Consider the following 16,415-nt stretch of genomic DNA (forward strand, 5'->3'; position numbering starts at 1 on the left):
TGTAGTTGATCTCGTACATTTTATTATAATAATAAAACCTTTTTAGGAAGTGGATTTTTATAGAGGCAGCTCTATTTTCGCCACACAATGTCAATTGACAATTGTGTGGTTTTTTTATGTGTAGAAAAGGGGGAGAAAAAATGAAAACGTGGCAATATGCATCGATTGTATTTTTGGGTGGATGCTGTTATGGGATATTATCAACATTTGTCAAACTTGCTTATTCAGCAGGTTTTTCAGTAACAGAGGTAACAGGTGGCCAATATTTATTTGGAGCTTTGCTTACCTGGGTGCTGGTTCTGTTTACAAAAAAGAAAAGAATACCTTTCAATCAAGCTTTCAAACTATTATTATCTGGAATTCCATTTGGACTGACAGGTGTGTTCTATTATCAGGCGCTGCAGACACTGAATGCTTCGCTTGCAATCATTTTTCTATTTCAGTTTGTTTGGATCGGAACGCTATTCGAGTGGATCTTCTATAAAGAAAAACCAACTAAAGGTAAAATCATCTCAATTGGTATACTAATAATCGGCTCCATTTTAGCTGCAGGTGCATTTGCAAAGAGTGAAGTTGTTCTATCCTTGCAAGGAACTGCCTGGGGGTTACTTTCGGCTTTGACGTTTACCACTTTTATAACACTCAGCAGTTCTGTCGGAAAAGATTCTCCACCCGTCTTGAAAAGTGCTTTCCTTTCAACAGGTGGTTTAATTGTCGTATTTTTACTATTTCCACCCACGTTTTTAGTTGATTTACCTACTTTGACGGGGGTCGCACAGTATGGTTTATTGCTCGGCTTCTTTGGCGTTGCTTTACCACCTCTTTTATTTTCAATCGGCATGCCCCATGTTGGACCAGGACTTGGCACAATCTTAACTGCTTCTGAACTCCCAGTGGCTGTAACCATGTCCGCTCTAATATTAGCTGAAGTAGTCAGTTTTTCACAATGGGTAGGAGTCGTGATCATTTTATGTGGAATTGTGCTCGGTAATTTAAAACTGAAAGGTAGAATGAAATCCATCTCATAATGAGAGTACAATGAAAAAAAAGAAAAGAGGTCCGTCCCTCATTGCGGTAAAGCTCTACCGTGGTGAGGGACGGACCTTTTTTAATTTCTCATGATTTCAGGACTTCTTTGAGTTATGAAAGTCTGATTTTAGAGGGAGTTGATAGTTTGGAGCTTTTTATGCAAAGCATGAAAAATTTAACCGCTACTGTCCAGTAACTTTCATAATTCTGATTGTTATGGATGTGGGTGTGTGAGCTTAATTACTTATTTCAATTCACTCATTTCACTCATTGTCTGCATAATCTCCCATATTAAATAAAAAAAGCCAATTCCAAATAAGAGTTTTTTCATAAATTTCACTTAATTTTGCTTATATTCTGAATGGTAGGTTCAAAAAAGCGAGAGATAAGACCTGTAGTAACCAGATGGAACATATAAAATTACGTGGGATGTAAAAGAAGATAGTGACTATCTCGGAAGTTTACTTTGAATCAATGATAGTGGCCCTATATATGATGTAATGGAAAGTGGGGAAAAAGACTTGGTGTTAGCAATTGATAATTTCTATAATACAGGTTTCGGTTATGCTGGAAATGAGAAGTTACTGCATGCCGGACCATTCATCCAATGGTGGCATGTTACCGGTACAAACGTAAACAAGCCTGTCAGCATCACAGTCTTCAGTTATAACCGGGTGGGTTGGCATGCAGAGATTTTAGACGCCGAGGCAAAGTGAAAGAATATGCTGATATTGAAAATGAACATTCCATTTATGGATTACCGTGGAATCCAAGTTCTGAATATCCTGATGGAGAGTATATGTAACAGTAACTGGTACGGATGATAAAGGTTTCTCCTTAACGTCTGAACCGGAGACCATAACCGTAAAACACTAAGAAATGATGCCTGTCACCGAATGGTGGCAGGCATTTAACATATAGTCAAGTCCTCACTCGAGATTAAGATCCACCAACCATGAAAATACCACCACACATTTATCTTACATTACCCCAAATGACAAACAACAAAAATAAGTCTTTAGGACTGCATAAACAAAACTTAATTGGTTATATAGAACTGAATCAAATGGATAGGTTCGTACGTGTTGCAGCAGCAAAACCCCGATTTACAGTGTACTAGCACCATGCTAACATTCAAAATGAATAGTTCGATTATTCTAAAAAGAATAAAAAAAGGAGTTGACTATCGAAAGGTATTGGCAATAATTTACTAGTTGCACTGAGTTGTCATTCTGAAAGAGAAAAAACGTGAATTGTCGGTTTAGATTGAAAAAAGGCTAAAGGGGGAAAATTTAAGTGAAGTCTACTACTTTAAAGGGAGTAGCGTCAGCTGCTTTAAGTGCTAGTTTATTAATGACTCCAATGAGTTCGATGGCTATGGGGTTGGACTACTTGAAAAAGGCTCCAAATGATCAAAAGGGAATATCGGATGTGGAAGTTGCATTGAAGGGCCTGACTGAGCAGCAAAGATTGCAGTTTACTAACTTGTATTCAGATAAAACCGCCAAATTGCGTATTTCATCCGATGTCAATCTAAATAATGAAGAAAACTTGGATATTATCGTTCAGTTTCAAGTAGATCCTGCAGCAGTACAGGTCGCAAAAGAGAAAGCAAAAGGCAAATCCGCTTCAACCCTTCGATTAGAAGAGGCTCAGGAGAAAGTGGACAAGTCCCATAAAGAATTCAAGGAAAAAATCAACAAAGTAAAATCTGAAAAAAAGAGTAAGATTACAAGAGAATTTAAAAACGCGTTTAACGGCGTATCAATGACAGTACCAGCAAAAGAGGTACTGGAGCTCATCGAATTGCCAGATGTTAAAGCGGTTTGGGTCGATCAAGAGATAAAGCTGGACCTTCCGATAGAAGAAAAAGAAACGATTTCTCCACAGATGAACGATAGTATTCCTTTCTTGGGAGTTGATGGACTCCATGACGAAGGAATCAATGGGAAAGGGATAAAAATAGGAGTCCTGGATACTGGTATTGATTACAACCACCCCGATTTAGAGGGAGTTTACAAAGGGGGTTATGACTTTGTAGATAATGATGATGATCCAATGGAGGCTACATATGAAGAGTGGAAAGGTTTGGATCCTGCTTCATGGCCGGAAACATGGAATGGATCTCCATATTATACATCTCATGGCACGCATGTATCTGGGATAATTGCAGGCCAAGGTCAAAATGATTCCGGCCATGCCATAACAGGTGTTGCGAACGGGGTGGATTTATACGGTTATCGTGTGTTAGGACCATATGGATCGGGATTTACAGGTTCTGTTCTGGCTGGTATTGATAAAGCGGTACAAGATGGGATGGATGTTATTAACCTGTCACTGGGAGCTACAGTAAATGATCCTCTTTATCCAACATCCGTTGCGTTAAATAATGCGATGATTGCTGGAACAGTAGCGCTGGTAGCTGCAGGAAATGCTGGTCCGAATGACTTTACCGTGGGCTCCCCTGGAACATCACCATTAGCCATAACAGTGGGAGCAAGTGACGTTTCTGTCAGTATACCAACTGCAAAAGGCGAACTTGGGGAAGATTCATTTGCTCTTCAGTTAATGGCCAAGCATTTTGATGACAATATAACCGAATTGTCAAATACATCCCTGGAGGTTGTGGATGCTGGTTTAGGTTATGCTGAGGAATTTAACGGGAAAGATTATTCTGGAAAGTTAGCGTTGATTAAACGCGGTTCACTCTCATTTAATGAAAAAATTGCAAACGCAAAAAATGCTGGAGCAAGTGCAGTCCTCATATGGAATGATGTTGACGGAAAGATTTCACACTATTTCGGTGAAGGAATTGATTACATTCCTGCTTTTACTTTAACGAAGGAAGAAGGACAAAGACTACAAGATCTTTTAACCGAAGAGAAAATGTTTACATTTAAGGAAATCAGCGAGATCAAAACAGAAGGAGATAAATTAGCGGAATTCAGTTCTCGTGGACCAGCTTTAAAAACATACGATATTAAACCAGAAATTACAGCACCAGGGGTTAGTATCTTATCGACCGTACCAGCTTATATAAATGATAAGGAAGATACATCAAATTACCAATATGCATATGAAAGATTGTCTGGAACTTCCATGGCCACGCCATATGCCGCTGGTGTTGCTGCCCTGATACTTCAAAACAATCCTGAATATTCACCATTTGATGTGAAAACGGCATTAATGAATACGGCAGACGACTTAAGTGAAGATTACAGTGTATTTGAAGTAGGTGCCGGCAGAGTCGACCCAACTAATGCTGTTCATTCTGAAGTGAAGCTTCAAGTAATGGACGAAACGATCTCTTTAGATGAATCTTATAATGAAATTGTCATTGATGATATCACAGGAGCCATTGCTTTTGGGTATCATTATAAACAAAAAGATTCATCAACAGCAGATGGGAGAACAGTAGAATTACAGAATAATAGTGACGAAAAGAAAGATTTTAATGTAAATGTAGAACTATTGTCTTCTGAAATTTCAGGTGCAAATAATGCAGAAACGAATGACATTGTCTTTACTGTAAATGACAAAGTCTCTGTAGAGGCTAACAGTAAAGTTGAAATGACACCAAGTATCGAAGTGCCGAAAGAAGCAGAGGCAGGAACATATGAAGGCTATATCCATTTCACAAATGCGGATAACGAACATGAGAAATATCAGATCCCTTTCTCCATCATCGTGGCTGATAGAGGAATAAATTATTCAGTCGATCGACCTGCGTTTGCTTCAGACGCCAGCATGTATCATGCACATATGAGCGTCCCTGCAACGTTCTTAAATGTCGGTTTGAGAAGTCCGATGGAAACCATGGATTTAGTTGTAAAAGATGGAGACACAGGTGAATATCTGGGCTATCTAGGCTGGATTAATACGGAATTCTTAAACGAACAGCTGGGTGTTGACTTTTTAGTACCATTTGTCTTCGGTAGTGGAGCATATTACCCATTTACAGGGGACGAAGAAAACCCAATAAGTGAGGAAATGGTGTTGGCGCCTGATGGAGCATATGAACTTGAAATCATCGGGACTAATGAAGAAGGTGAAATGTTTCAGCCATCAGATTATGTATTCATTGATAATCAAGTGCCGGAAATAACAATGGAAAAAGAGCCCGGCGTTTATGAAATTGAGTACAACAAGGATGATGAACAAGGGGTCTCGTGGTTTAATGGAAAGGTCTACGATTCAAACGTAGATGCTATGAAAGAAAAAGGGTTAAAGGAAATAAAAAATAATCGGGACGGGCAATTAAGTCCTGTTGACCAAGGATTGAATACGGTTGTGGGCTATGATAGTAAGGGCTGGGGCTTCCCTACTCATTATTTTACTCCTGAAGCGGACGGAAGCTTTAAGTTCGGTGTTACTCCAGAAGAAGTAGCTAACGGTCAATACGTTGACTTTGGTTTCTATGGATTTGATGCAGCCACAGCAGGAGATCAAAGCAAGGGTATGCATAAATATTACTTCATAGAAAAAGGCGAAAAATATGCTAAGGCTGATCTTGATAAGGACGAACTGTACTTGGGTGATGAAGTAACTGTGACTTTAACGTTGAAAAATGTTGAGAAGTTCATTGGTGGAGAGTTTAAACTTAGTTATCAAAATTCATATTATGAGTTCGTTGATGCACAAATAAACCCGGAATTTAAGAAATTCGCAGAAGAAAAGAAATTAAGCACAAGGGTGGAAGTTGGCGAAATCAAACATGACCTATGGGAGGATCAAATCCCTGTTAGTGCATTTTTAGAAGGGGATTCATTAGAAGGAGCAGATGGCGATATGCCTATTCTGAATGTTACCTTCAAGGTCACGAACGATGAATTTTATGATTATATTCCTTCATTTAATTTTACAGAAGCTAAATATCATAAATTGGGGGAAGAGGAAGTTGTACAAGTTCCAGGCTTTATTACAGATCAGTTAGAGATAGTGCCTAAACAATCTGTTGTCTGGGGATATTTAGGACCTGAAGCATTCCTTCATGAAGAAGGATGGGTAAATGTAGATTTACATGGTAAAGGCGTCGAAATTACTGCAATCTCACCTGATGGAACTAAATATGAAGGTGAGCTTGTGGAATCATCTAAATCAATATTCGAAATTCACGGTATTCCAGCTTCTGAAGATACCTATAAGGTAGTGGTGAAAGCACCAGGACACTTTGAATCCCACACGACCGTTACTGTAGGTGAAGTGGTTAATGGCGAGGTATTGGGAATAAAAGAAAGAATGTATCCGGGATTGCAATTAGCTGGTGATGTTAATGGTGATCATGTCATTGATATCAAGGATGCTTTTTTCTTGAAAAATCATATCAATAAGCCAGGAGAAAGACCATTAAAAGCAGATATTAACCAAGATGGAGCTATTGATGCTACCGACATGTCATTTGTCGTGAACAACTATTTAAAAGTGAATGAAATGGTAGACAATGCCCCATCCCCTACAGAAAAGCACGGGGGGAAATCGCTTGAAGATATTCTTAAAGAGGTAGGTTTAAGTGATTTATTAAATTAGTAGAAATATCAAATGAATAGGGCCCATTTTGGGCCCTATTTTCAAGAAATCACTAATCAAAGTTCCATTGAATTATGGATATAGACGTTGAAAATACGAAATGACTAAATGGTAGAATCACATAGCTATGAATCAACATCAAAGCATGCGAATGTGATCGTAAGAAACGTGTATAATGATTAATGAGTAGCTTTACAAGTGGTTAAATAAATGGTTTTAAAGGCGGGATGGGGGGACTGTGATGATTGAGGGGAAGATCATAAAGTATTATCGTGAAAAAGCAAAATTAACACAAAAAGAGCTTGGAGGTGGAATTTGTTCGATTACTCATTTAAGTAAAATTGAACGAGGGTTAACAGAATGTTCCACTGAAACGATCGAGCACATTGCCAACCGTTTAGGAATTGATATAGAAATTGAACTGGGAAAGCTTTACAAGATCAAAGACCTTCTTGACCGTTGGCATGAAGTGATGATTAAAGAGGCACTCCCTGAAGTAGAAGCCATAAAAAATGAACTTGAAAATGCTCCGTTAATTCATATTTCTACCTATAAACATTTTTACAAACTGTTAAAAATAAGATATGAACTCATTCATTATCATTTTGATAAAGCAGAGGACATCATACATGATCTCCAGAAAATCGAATTTCATTTATCAGATTACGAAAAGAACTTGCTTAAACAATTACGAGGAATGTACTACATCGCGAAGAGTGACTATGTCAAAGCAATCGATACATTAAAAACCATCAAGCAAAATGAATATAATCATCCTGAATATTATTATCATCTGGCCGTTTCCTATCATAATCTTAACTCTCAGATTATGTGTTACCATTATGCTGAGAAAGCATTGCACTATTTCAAAAAGAGTAATAACTTTCTGAAAGTCATTGATACTGAAATGCTTATGCTAATCCAGCTTCAATTTGATCAGCACCATGATTTCAACGAAACAGTAAAACAATATGTAACGTTAATTGAAAGCTGCGTTATATGCAATGCAATCAGAAGAAAATCCAAGCTTTTACATAATTTAGCCTTTTTCTATTATGTTCGAAAGGATTATCAAAAGGCAAGCGAGCTATATAAAGAATCATGCAGTCTGAAAAATAAGAAGTCAAGCGAATACTTATTGTCTTTTGAAGGCTATATCCGCTGTTCTTATGAAGCTGGCCTATTATCAAAGGCAAAATTAATCCAATTGACCAAAGAAGGATTATCGGTAGCGGTGGAATTGCAACAGAATACATTCAGGATCCTCTTCAATCTCCTATTGTATTTAATTAAAGGACAACACGATCAGTACTATCGCTATCTATATGAAGAAGGCTTGCCTTACTATAGAAAATATGGATTTGTCTATTTAATTCAGCGCTCAGAAAAAGAACTGTTTCATTATTATCATGAAAAGAATGAGGTGGAAAAGGCTTTAGACATTGCCTATCTTTCCTTTAGTGGAGAAGACAGTGTGCCCATTGAGACGAGAAGGAATAATGAGTGAGTCAAGGGTCGATTGTTGTCCGGTTCACCATGCTTTATGATGATGAGTCTTTAGCGGCTCATCTTTTTTGTGCATTCTTCTATTGGGCTTTACTCTTTTTGAAAACATAATAACAATAAGGAAAAGAAGCTAATAGAGCAGAATAACTCAGACAATTCCATCACTCGAAAGGGACTTACGGCATTATGCTATGCTAGCGACATCTTATATCCCTGCAAAAGGTCAAGGCCCAGGGAAAAGGCAAATAAACATCCCAACATTAATAGGGTAATACTTAAGGTTTTCACACCGATCACACTCCTCCTCTTATGTTCTTCCTCAACAGTTTCCTGTGACCGACGTCGGTGCCCTCAACAATGGAACTTCGGTCAGCACCTTTTCCAATTACACAGATGGAGCCGAGCCTTCCTCACTCAGTCTCTTGACGGAGGCATGTATAAACGTTTTAATCTATTGTTCCTGTTTGTTGGATTTCACACTCTGCCTTAACAGTAACAGGTACATTTGGATAATACGTTTCCCATTGTTCTTTATTAAATTTGCGATAATGTTCCTTATATTTCGCACCTAAACCTAGTGGATCAACGTTCTGTTCTTTTAGTTGCGTGATGATTTTGTCAGCCCTATCTTCTAATTGTTGCTCTATCTCTTTTTGATATTTCTTTTTATTAAAAGACTGCCTTTTTCTCTTTGAAGAAGAAAATTCTTGTAGCTTTGTTTTCATTTTAATATTAATGATAAACTCCGGTTTACCGTGTACGATATTGACTTTATATTCTGGATTTGATGTAAGAGTTTCGAGAACCACCTTATCTCCATTATCAAACTTATATCCCTGAAGACCATCACTTGTATTTTTAGTAACTAACATCTTAAAAATATTTATTTCTTCCATCGGTATGGATGTAATATATTTATCATAGTGAAAAAAGGCTATCCCTGTGATTTTGATTTTGCCATTTACATTTTTGATCAAAGGTAAATAAGGGTCCTGGCCTATTTGAAACAATTGAAATAAAAAAGTTTGTAAATTGGTGTGGGGGAGTTCACCGGATTCCATATTTTGATCCAGTAATTCTTGAAGGAAAATAGAAATATTCTCATTCTTATATTTATTCAAATTTAATAACTCATTCGCACTACCATCAACAATGGCTATTTGAACAATACTTCCGATAGATGGATCACGGTTCAGGGTATCGACAAAATCATTGATCCCAATTTCCGCCAGTGCTTTTCCGTAAAGAGCAAACCTGAGTTGTCCGCTTACTAAGCGACGTTGTGTTTCATTATTTATACTGGTCCGCATTTCTTTACTGGATTGTGCCAAGGCGGATCTGACTTCTGTATGGGATTCGTTCTTTTTAATAATAGGATATAATATGGTTCCCAATATGTTTCCTTCGTCGGCCAAGTCATAGCCCACGCCTTGTATCATCCCGATCTCATTTACAATATTGGTAGGGAGTAAGGAACAACCTGATAATAGTAAAATGAAGAACATTGAAATGGCAGCACGATTAAACACTTTGATTCCCCCTTTTAAGCAAAGTAAAATAAAGCAGGAGCAGAGGGATATAGATGTAAAAGATGTATAGATTCATTTGAGTGACAGAAGTATCAATTATCTTCTTGACATGCTCGTTTGCTAATTGACAAATCAATACACTTATGAAGCTTAGAACCAGTAATGCATATTTCTGTTTCATATTGAAAATTTTCTTTAGCCCTCTGCATGAGCACCATAACAAAAGTGAAATCAATGCCGTAACAATGATTGAATACATAGAGATATACAAGTATTCAAATCGTTCCAAATAAGAGAACTTTATTATTTTGGTAATCGAAAGCTCAGGCCAAATAGTGGCCTTTAATTGATCCTCACTATAAAATGTGAAAGAAACAATAGAAGAAATGGTATAGAGTGCTGTAGTAAAAAGGACACCAAGATGAGCAAACTTTTTGGATTTATCAGGTTTTCTAATAAATGGATAGAACATTAATAACACCTCTGTACCTGCTATGGTGTACATCGAGCTCTTAATGGAGTCCAACATGTCCATTACGGAATGATTCATTATTGGCATCAGGTTTGAAAACTGAGCAACTTTCAAGGGAAAAAAATACAATACCATTATCAATACTTGTGGAAATATAAAAGACAAGAAAGACAAGCCTACAACGACGCGAAATCCTCCGGAAATACAATAATAGACTAACATTAGAATCAAGGTGGAGATGACCCAGGATGGTAACATGGGAAACATCCATACTTGAATAATTTCGATGAATGTAAGCATAACCGATATGCTGGCTAAACCGTAGTAAATGATAATGAAAAAACTTAAGAATCTCCCAAGAAACTTACCGAAGGCAGCAGTATGTACGTCAATAATATCCCCATCTGCTTTTCCTAGCAGTTTATACATAACCCAAATGAAAACCTGGACCAAGCACCCTGCGGCTAAGACACCAATCCATGCATCATATCCTGCTTTCGTTGCAATCGTTCTTTGAAAACTTAAAATTCCAACACCTACCTGGGAATTATAAATGATAAAGAAAACTAAATAAGGAGAGACTTGGTGCCTTACATCTACTTTCAAAAGTAATCACCCTATATGTTTATTCAAAAATATTTATTCATAAAAATCATTCAATGGCTCAGGTTTTTTCTTGCTGTCTACAAGTTTTTTCTTTTTTTGTGGTCTTAAGTTTTTGGGGTTATCTTTCTGCATGGAAAAAGGGAGTCTTACCCACAAATCTTGAAATGAAGTGATTCGTATCGGATACTGGCTTAAATAAGGTCGTCCAAGTGACGTCAATCTTAGCAAATGGATCAATGTATAGATTAAGCATAGAAAGACACCTAATAAGCCCATCCAAGCAGCAAGAAAAATGACTGGAAACTTAATAAAACGGATGGTGTTACTAAACTTATACACAGGAGATGTGTAGGAAGCTAAGGTTCCGAGTCCCACGATAATTAACAATACATTACTGGTTAATCCGGCTTCCACAACGGCTTGCCCAATGACAATCCCACCTACAACACCAAGTGATTGCCCAATTTTCAGTGGTAAACGAATCCCTGCCTCCTTTACCATTTCAATCATTATCTCTAGAAACAGTGCCTCCAGAAATGGAGGAAAGGGAACAGTTGCCCTTGACCCTACAAGCGGCTCAAGTAATCGAGCTGGAATCAGTTCGTAATGATAGGTCATGATTGCCACGTACATCGGAGTGACAAAAGAAGAGATAAAAATGGCGGAAAATCGCAATAACCGAAAAAAATTGCTAATAATCCAAGAATAACTATAATCTTCCATTGCAATAAAGGATTCCATAAAAGTTACTGGGAGGATAATCAGGTTTGGTGATCCGTCAACCGCAATGATTATTTTTCCTTCAGTAAGACCAGCAGCCACCCTGTCTGCTCTTTCCGTTGCAATTGACTGTGGAAACAAAGAATTTGAATTATCCTCAATCATGGCTGAAACATAGGAACTGTCCTGAATATGATCATATTGTATATCATTGATCCTCTGAATTGTGGTGTTTACATTTTCTTCATCAGCGATTCCGTTCACATACAAAACAGCTACTTTGGTTCTCGATAATTTTCCGACCTTCATTTCCTTGACGGTAAGCTCCGAGATAGGCAATCTTTTGCGGATAAGATTGATATTTGTATCTAATTCTTCTATAAACCCAACCTGTGGACCCAATGCAGAGGATTCCAATGTTGGTATTCCTACATCGCGAAATTTACTGTTTGCAATATTCACTAATAAACATTCTTCATCATGGGGATGTAATTGAATAGACATATACCCATTCATAAGATTCTGGATAATGTCATCTTTATCACTGGTCAGAATACTTTCTTGAATGGGGATGATGCTCTTTAACTCTTTTAATGAGCTCTGATCCTGTACATAGGGAAGAACATCTTTATGTAAGATATCTGAAGAAATAAGCGTACGATAATAGGAAATCCAAAAGGGTTCTCCATCTGTTAAGGAAGTGTGATAATGAATAAAGTCATTTGAGTCAGAAAGAACTGCAACCCAGTCTTGATGGTTGGCATCGCCACTTCTCACCTTCCTAACCCCCTTCAATGCTTTTTCTTATTATGTGTAAAAAGGGAAAATGTATGCAGAGGCACGATCGGATGATAAATGGGACTGATCCCTCACACGGTGGAGATTTAGTGTGTTGGAAGTCAGAAGCTAATAAAAAAACCTCCACACAGTGAGAAGGTCATATTCCATCAGTTCCAGAAACCACATTTTTTGCACTTCGATGATTTCGTTGTCGGGTGTAACGGTACTTGGATACAGGCATCAGTTGGTGGAGGTTGAGGCGGTCGCGGCAGTGAAGAAACGTACACATTTAACGTAATCTAGGTTTGTCCAATGGATAAACTAAGTATTTTTCATCTGTTTTTAACTACTGAAACACCAAAATTCAACAGAACAAGACAAGAATGTTTCCCAAAAATCGATTGCGCCAGCAGTAGTCCTTTGCTATGATGATCTTACTAATAAATGAAATGGAGGTTTTCCTGTTGACAGCATCAATCAGATTGCGTTTCCCGCCTTTCACTCGTTAATTGAATACGTTTGAAGGCTCTGCCTATGTTCAGAGCAATGGGATTGATCTGTCTATTTTTAAGAAAACCTGTATTTGTCGGTATTTTTAAAGAGGGGAGGAGTCTCCTCTCTTTTTTGTGTCTTAAAAATAACAAGTAGGCAAGGCTTATTTTTATATAAAATATAATAGAAATGAGTTGGTGGGAAATGAACATAGTAAATCAAAATCAGAAGGAAGATTGGTTAAGAAATATCATTCTTTTCCTTAGCAGTCAGACGATTTCGCTATTTGGATCGTCTTTGGTGCAATACGCGATCATGTGGCATATCACGTTAGAGACGGAGTCCGGGTTGATGATGACGTTGTTCATCATTTGCGGATTTATTCCGACCTTCCTCCTGTCCCCGGTCGCGGGTGTCTGGGCGGATCGCTATAACCGGAAGCTGTTGATTGTGTTATCGGATGGATTGATCGCGACTTCAACACTGGTTCTCGCGATTCTCTTCTTAATGGGATACGATTCGATCTGGCTGCTGTTTGTCATGGCAGCGGTCCGGGCCCTTGGAACCGGGATTCAGACACCGGCTGTCGGCGCGATTTTGCCGCAGATTGTCCCAAAGGAGAAGCTGACGAAGGTGAATGGGGCAAATGGGAGCATCCAGGCTGTCATCATGTTCGTGTCCCCAATGGTCAGTGCGGCATTGCTTGGGATGGCATCAATTGAGATCATCTTCTTCATCGATGTCATTACGGCAGCCATTGCGATCATCACACTGCTGGCCTTCTTGAAAATCTCGGTGCATGAGAAGGCAGCGGGCATACAAACAACAAGCTATTTCAGTGACTTCAAGCAAGGCTTGCAATATGTCAACAACCATGGATTCTTGAAGAAGTTCTTCCTGTTCTTCTCCATCTTCTTTGTTCTGATGGCACCTGCAGCCTTTCTGACTCCGCTGCAGGTCACCCGGAGCTTCGGAGACGATATTTGGAGACTGACGGCCATCGAAATTGCCTTTTCCATCGGGATGATGGCAGGCGGTGCCATCATTGCTTCCTGGGGCGGGTTTAAAAATAAGATTGCCACGATGACCTTCTCAAGTCTGATTATGGGATTCTGCACCTTCGCCCTTGGCATCGTTCCGGTCTTTTGGTTCTATCTCGTCTTCATGGCTTTATTCGGAGTGGCCATGCCGATTTTCAATACACCGACAATGGTGCTGCTACAGGAGAAAATCGAAGAGAATTACTTGGGAAGAGTCTTCGGGGTCATGGGGATGATCTCCACCTCGATGATGCCGATTGGCATGCTGATATTCGGACCCTTGGCAGATATTATCGCCATTGAATGGCTCCTCATCGGAACAGGGGTATTGACCATTCTCCTTTCCGTCATGCTGGGCCGCGACCAAGTGTTGATCGAAGCAGGAAAGCCTGCACCTGCGCTGGAGTGAATGTAGCCTTAAAAAGAGCTGTCCTTGTGGCAGCTCTTTTTTGTGTCGTGATATAAAGGAAAAGTAATATATAAAGAGAATACTTATACTAAACAGGAGCAATCGATTCAGTTGTATTGCAAAATAGATGAAAAGAGAGGGGAACAGGAACATGACCAATAACCCAACACCCGAAAGCGAATTGCCTAAGATGAGTAAGCCCGCGAACCGTGAGCTTCATAACGCCGGATTTTATCGCCTTGAGCAATTAACCAGCGTGTCGGAATCCGATATTCTGAAGATTCATGGGGTAGGACCGAAAGCAGTGCGCATTCTGAATGAGGCCCTGAAAGAAAAAGGGCTGTCTTTTGCAAAAAAATCATAAAACGATTTGATTAAAGTGTAGTTGTGCGAAGGTGGATAACTTATAAAATAAAGGAAGTGGATAGGATGGATTCACAAACGGTCATGCAAGAGCTGGAAGCACTGGGCAAGGAACGATCGAAGAAAATGTACATATCCAATGGTGCCCAGGAGCCGGTCTTTGGCGTCGCGACAGGTGCAATGAAGCCGATCGCCAGGAAAATCAAAAAGGATCAGGCGTTGGCTGAGGAGTTATATGCAACGGGGAATTACGACGCCATGTACTTTGCCGGTGTCATTGCCGATCCGAAAGCCATGACGGAGGCTGACTTTGACCGCTGGATCGACGGGGCGTATTTTTATATGCTGTCCGATTACGTGGTGGCCGTCACTTTGGCTGAAGCCGATATCGCCCAAGACGTGGCAGACAAGTGGATTGCAAGCGGGGAAGAGCTGAAAATGTCCGCGGGGTGGAGCTGCTACTGCTGGCTGCTTGGGAATCGCAAGGACGAAGAGTTTTCGGAAACGAAGCTTGCAGGGATGCTTGAGAAAGTCAAAGAGACTATCCACGATGCCCCCGAACGGACCAAATCCGCAATGAATAATTTCGTCACGACAGTCGGGGTTTCTTATGTTCCTCTTCATGAACTGGCTCTTCAGACGGCAAAAGAAATCGGACCTGTTGAGATGGTACGGGAAGGGAAAAAGAACAGCACACTGAAGGCTGCCGATGATATTCTGAAGCAAGTGGAGAAAGGGAAGATTGGGTTTAAGCGGAAGTATGTGCGGTGTTAATCCGTTCACCGCGACAGGTACTTTGGCCATGTGAGCCAGGTGACCTGTCCTATGGTGTTCTTGGTGGGTTAAAGAAGAGAAGTGAGTCATGAGAGATTGACTCACTTCTCTTTTTAGGTCATTACCTAACTAATGGGTGGAAAAAGAGGATTTTCCTTAAGGATGTCCAAACTTCTTTTCAAATTGTTCAGACCCACCAACAGCTTGTTCAATCACTTTACCAAGACTTTGATCGAGTCTGTTCATAAGTTGATGAGAACGCTTGTTAAACAAGTAGTTATTAGTCATCATTAAAGTGAAGATTTTCACTTTACGTCCGGAACCAGGGTTGATAATCGTAACCTTCTTGAAATCGCTATCAAAAGTTAGTAGATTAGCAGACTGATTTACTGCAGAAGCAGCGATGAAGGCATCATTAGACTGAAGGGGAACGGACTTTGAGAACTGCATGCCGGTCTCTAGGCATGCAAATGTAGTGTTAGAGAGCTTAAAAAATCTTGACTGAATCAAGCCTTCTAATCGTTCAGTCGATTTTTTATTATAGTATCTTAAGAGTTCTGGTTTTTCGTGATTTTTCACGATGTTTGTAATGAATGTGCTGCGAATCTCGTCTTTCTTATCTTTATATTCGTTCTTACTCCCTGTATGTTGAGTTAACCAATGGTCATGTTCCTCGCTTTTTATCCACTTATGGAATTGTTCTTCTGTATATATTCCCCGTGCTAATACATCGACTGCTTCAGAAAGAACGGTTTCACTTATATACAGTCTAGCCTTCTGCTGAAGTAGATAAATCGTATGTATGACGGTGGAAAGATGGTGGGGGTGGGACGAGTCAATAAATGCAATAAGATAATTGGTATCCATGAAAAAAGCATCCTCCGAATAATCTTTTCCGGGGATGCAATATTCCTCAAGGTATTGAATAGTCATCATTCTTTTCCTCTGACTTCCCGGCAGATTTGATCTGAATCTTCGCCTAAATCAATGGTTCCAATGGATTTTGATAACAGTCTGAGCTGCTCCTCAAAGGGAAGTTCCTTTTCCTTATCAATGGATGGAGTTTGTGTCGGCATAGCTTGATCATCCCCCTTTTTCATCGTTACACCCCCTTAGAATAAGGATTACCTAAAATCACTTATTATAAAAGGTATGTGGTGAATATATAT

The 16,415-nt window shown here is 39.3% G+C and carries 12 protein-coding genes; 7 read left to right on the top strand and 5 right to left on the bottom strand.

Annotated elements, in window-relative coordinates; genetic code table 11:
- Nucleotides 1-140 precede the first annotated feature (140 nt).
- The 4 genes from AAEM60_RS03745 (at nt 141) to AAEM60_RS03760 (ending at nt 8,062) form a co-directional block, all read left to right on the top strand.
- Nucleotides 141-1,028, top strand: coding sequence for a DMT family transporter (locus tag AAEM60_RS03745; RefSeq protein ID WP_341357428.1), 888 nt, complete (start codon nt 141-143; stop codon nt 1,026-1,028).
- A gap of 522 nt (nt 1,029-1,550) precedes the next feature.
- Nucleotides 1,551-1,745, top strand: a complete 195-nt coding sequence (locus tag AAEM60_RS03750; protein WP_341357429.1) for a hypothetical protein — start codon at nt 1,551-1,553, stop codon at nt 1,743-1,745.
- Nucleotides 1,746-2,325: 580 nt separating this feature from the next.
- Nucleotides 2,326-6,555 (top strand): S8 family serine peptidase, encoded by a 4,230-nt coding sequence (locus AAEM60_RS03755; RefSeq protein WP_341357430.1) that lies wholly within the window; start codon nt 2,326-2,328, stop codon nt 6,553-6,555.
- 241 nt (nt 6,556-6,796) lie between these two features.
- Nucleotides 6,797-8,062: a helix-turn-helix transcriptional regulator gene (locus tag AAEM60_RS03760; RefSeq protein ID WP_341357431.1), complete on the top strand. Its 1,266-nt coding sequence runs from the start codon at nt 6,797-6,799 to the stop codon at nt 8,060-8,062.
- 445 nt (nt 8,063-8,507) lie between these two features.
- On the opposite strand, the gene AAEM60_RS03765 is transcribed toward AAEM60_RS03760, so the two are convergent.
- From AAEM60_RS03765 to AAEM60_RS03775, 3 genes are read right to left on the bottom strand one after another with little or no spacing between them, the layout of a single operon-like run.
- Nucleotides 8,508-9,590, bottom strand: coding sequence for a Ger(x)C family spore germination protein (locus AAEM60_RS03765; RefSeq protein WP_341357432.1), 1,083 nt, complete (start codon nt 9,588-9,590; stop codon nt 8,508-8,510).
- A complete protein-coding gene (locus tag AAEM60_RS03770; protein WP_299741887.1) occupies nt 9,583-10,668 on the bottom strand; it encodes a GerAB/ArcD/ProY family transporter in 1,086 nt (361 codons plus the stop codon). Before AAEM60_RS03770 ends, AAEM60_RS03765 begins: the two co-directional genes overlap by 8 nt.
- A 33-nt stretch (nt 10,669-10,701) precedes the next feature.
- Nucleotides 10,702-12,165, bottom strand: coding sequence for a spore germination protein (locus tag AAEM60_RS03775; RefSeq protein WP_341357433.1), 1,464 nt, complete (start codon nt 12,163-12,165; stop codon nt 10,702-10,704).
- 699 nt (nt 12,166-12,864) lie between these two features.
- Here AAEM60_RS03775 and AAEM60_RS03780 point away from each other — a divergent pair.
- From AAEM60_RS03780 to AAEM60_RS03790, 3 genes are all read left to right on the top strand, one after another.
- Nucleotides 12,865-14,109 (top strand): MFS transporter, encoded by a 1,245-nt coding sequence (locus AAEM60_RS03780; RefSeq protein ID WP_341357434.1) that lies wholly within the window; start codon nt 12,865-12,867, stop codon nt 14,107-14,109.
- A 151-nt stretch (nt 14,110-14,260) separates the two neighbouring features.
- Nucleotides 14,261-14,473 carry a DNA-binding protein gene (locus tag AAEM60_RS03785; RefSeq protein ID WP_341357435.1) on the top strand — a complete coding sequence of 71 codons (213 nt, stop codon included), beginning with the start codon at nt 14,261-14,263 and terminating at the stop codon, nt 14,471-14,473.
- Between the two features lie 65 nt (nt 14,474-14,538).
- A complete protein-coding gene (locus AAEM60_RS03790; RefSeq protein ID WP_341357436.1) occupies nt 14,539-15,246 on the top strand; it encodes a DNA alkylation repair protein in 708 nt (235 codons plus the stop codon).
- Between the two features lie 156 nt (nt 15,247-15,402).
- Here AAEM60_RS03790 and AAEM60_RS03795 read toward each other — a convergent pair whose 3' ends face one another.
- Nucleotides 15,403-16,113 carry a PIN domain-containing protein gene (locus tag AAEM60_RS03795; RefSeq protein ID WP_299741896.1) on the bottom strand — a complete coding sequence of 237 codons (711 nt, stop codon included), beginning with the start codon at nt 16,111-16,113 and terminating at the stop codon, nt 15,403-15,405.
- Between the two features lie 65 nt (nt 16,114-16,178).
- Nucleotides 16,179-16,346, bottom strand: a complete 168-nt coding sequence (locus AAEM60_RS03800; protein WP_299741900.1) for a hypothetical protein — start codon at nt 16,344-16,346, stop codon at nt 16,179-16,181.
- Between the last annotated feature and the right edge of the window lie 69 nt (nt 16,347-16,415).

Origin of the sequence: Rossellomorea sp. y25 (genome assembly GCF_038049935.1) — a bacterium.
In the GTDB taxonomy this organism is placed as follows: domain Bacteria; phylum Bacillota; class Bacilli; order Bacillales; family Bacillaceae_B; genus Rossellomorea.

What these genes read in the sequence shown, in the direction of transcription:
- AAEM60_RS03745 (WP_341357428.1), top strand. Translation starts at nt 141, where the DNA reads ATGAAAACGTGGCAATATGCATCGATTGTATTTTTGGGTGGATGCTGT.
- AAEM60_RS03760 (WP_341357431.1), top strand. Translation starts at nt 6,797, where the DNA reads ATGATTGAGGGGAAGATCATAAAGTATTATCGTGAAAAAGCAAAATTA.
- AAEM60_RS03780 (WP_341357434.1), top strand. Translation starts at nt 12,865, where the DNA reads ATGAACATAGTAAATCAAAATCAGAAGGAAGATTGGTTAAGAAATATC.
- AAEM60_RS03785 (WP_341357435.1), top strand. Translation starts at nt 14,261, where the DNA reads ATGACCAATAACCCAACACCCGAAAGCGAATTGCCTAAGATGAGTAAG.
- AAEM60_RS03790 (WP_341357436.1), top strand. Translation starts at nt 14,539, where the DNA reads ATGGATTCACAAACGGTCATGCAAGAGCTGGAAGCACTGGGCAAGGAA.
- AAEM60_RS03795 (WP_299741896.1), bottom strand. Translation starts at nt 16,113, where the DNA reads ATGGATACCAATTATCTTATTGCATTTATTGACTCGTCCCACCCCCAC.
- AAEM60_RS03800 (WP_299741900.1), bottom strand. Translation starts at nt 16,346, where the DNA reads ATGAAAAAGGGGGATGATCAAGCTATGCCGACACAAACTCCATCCATT.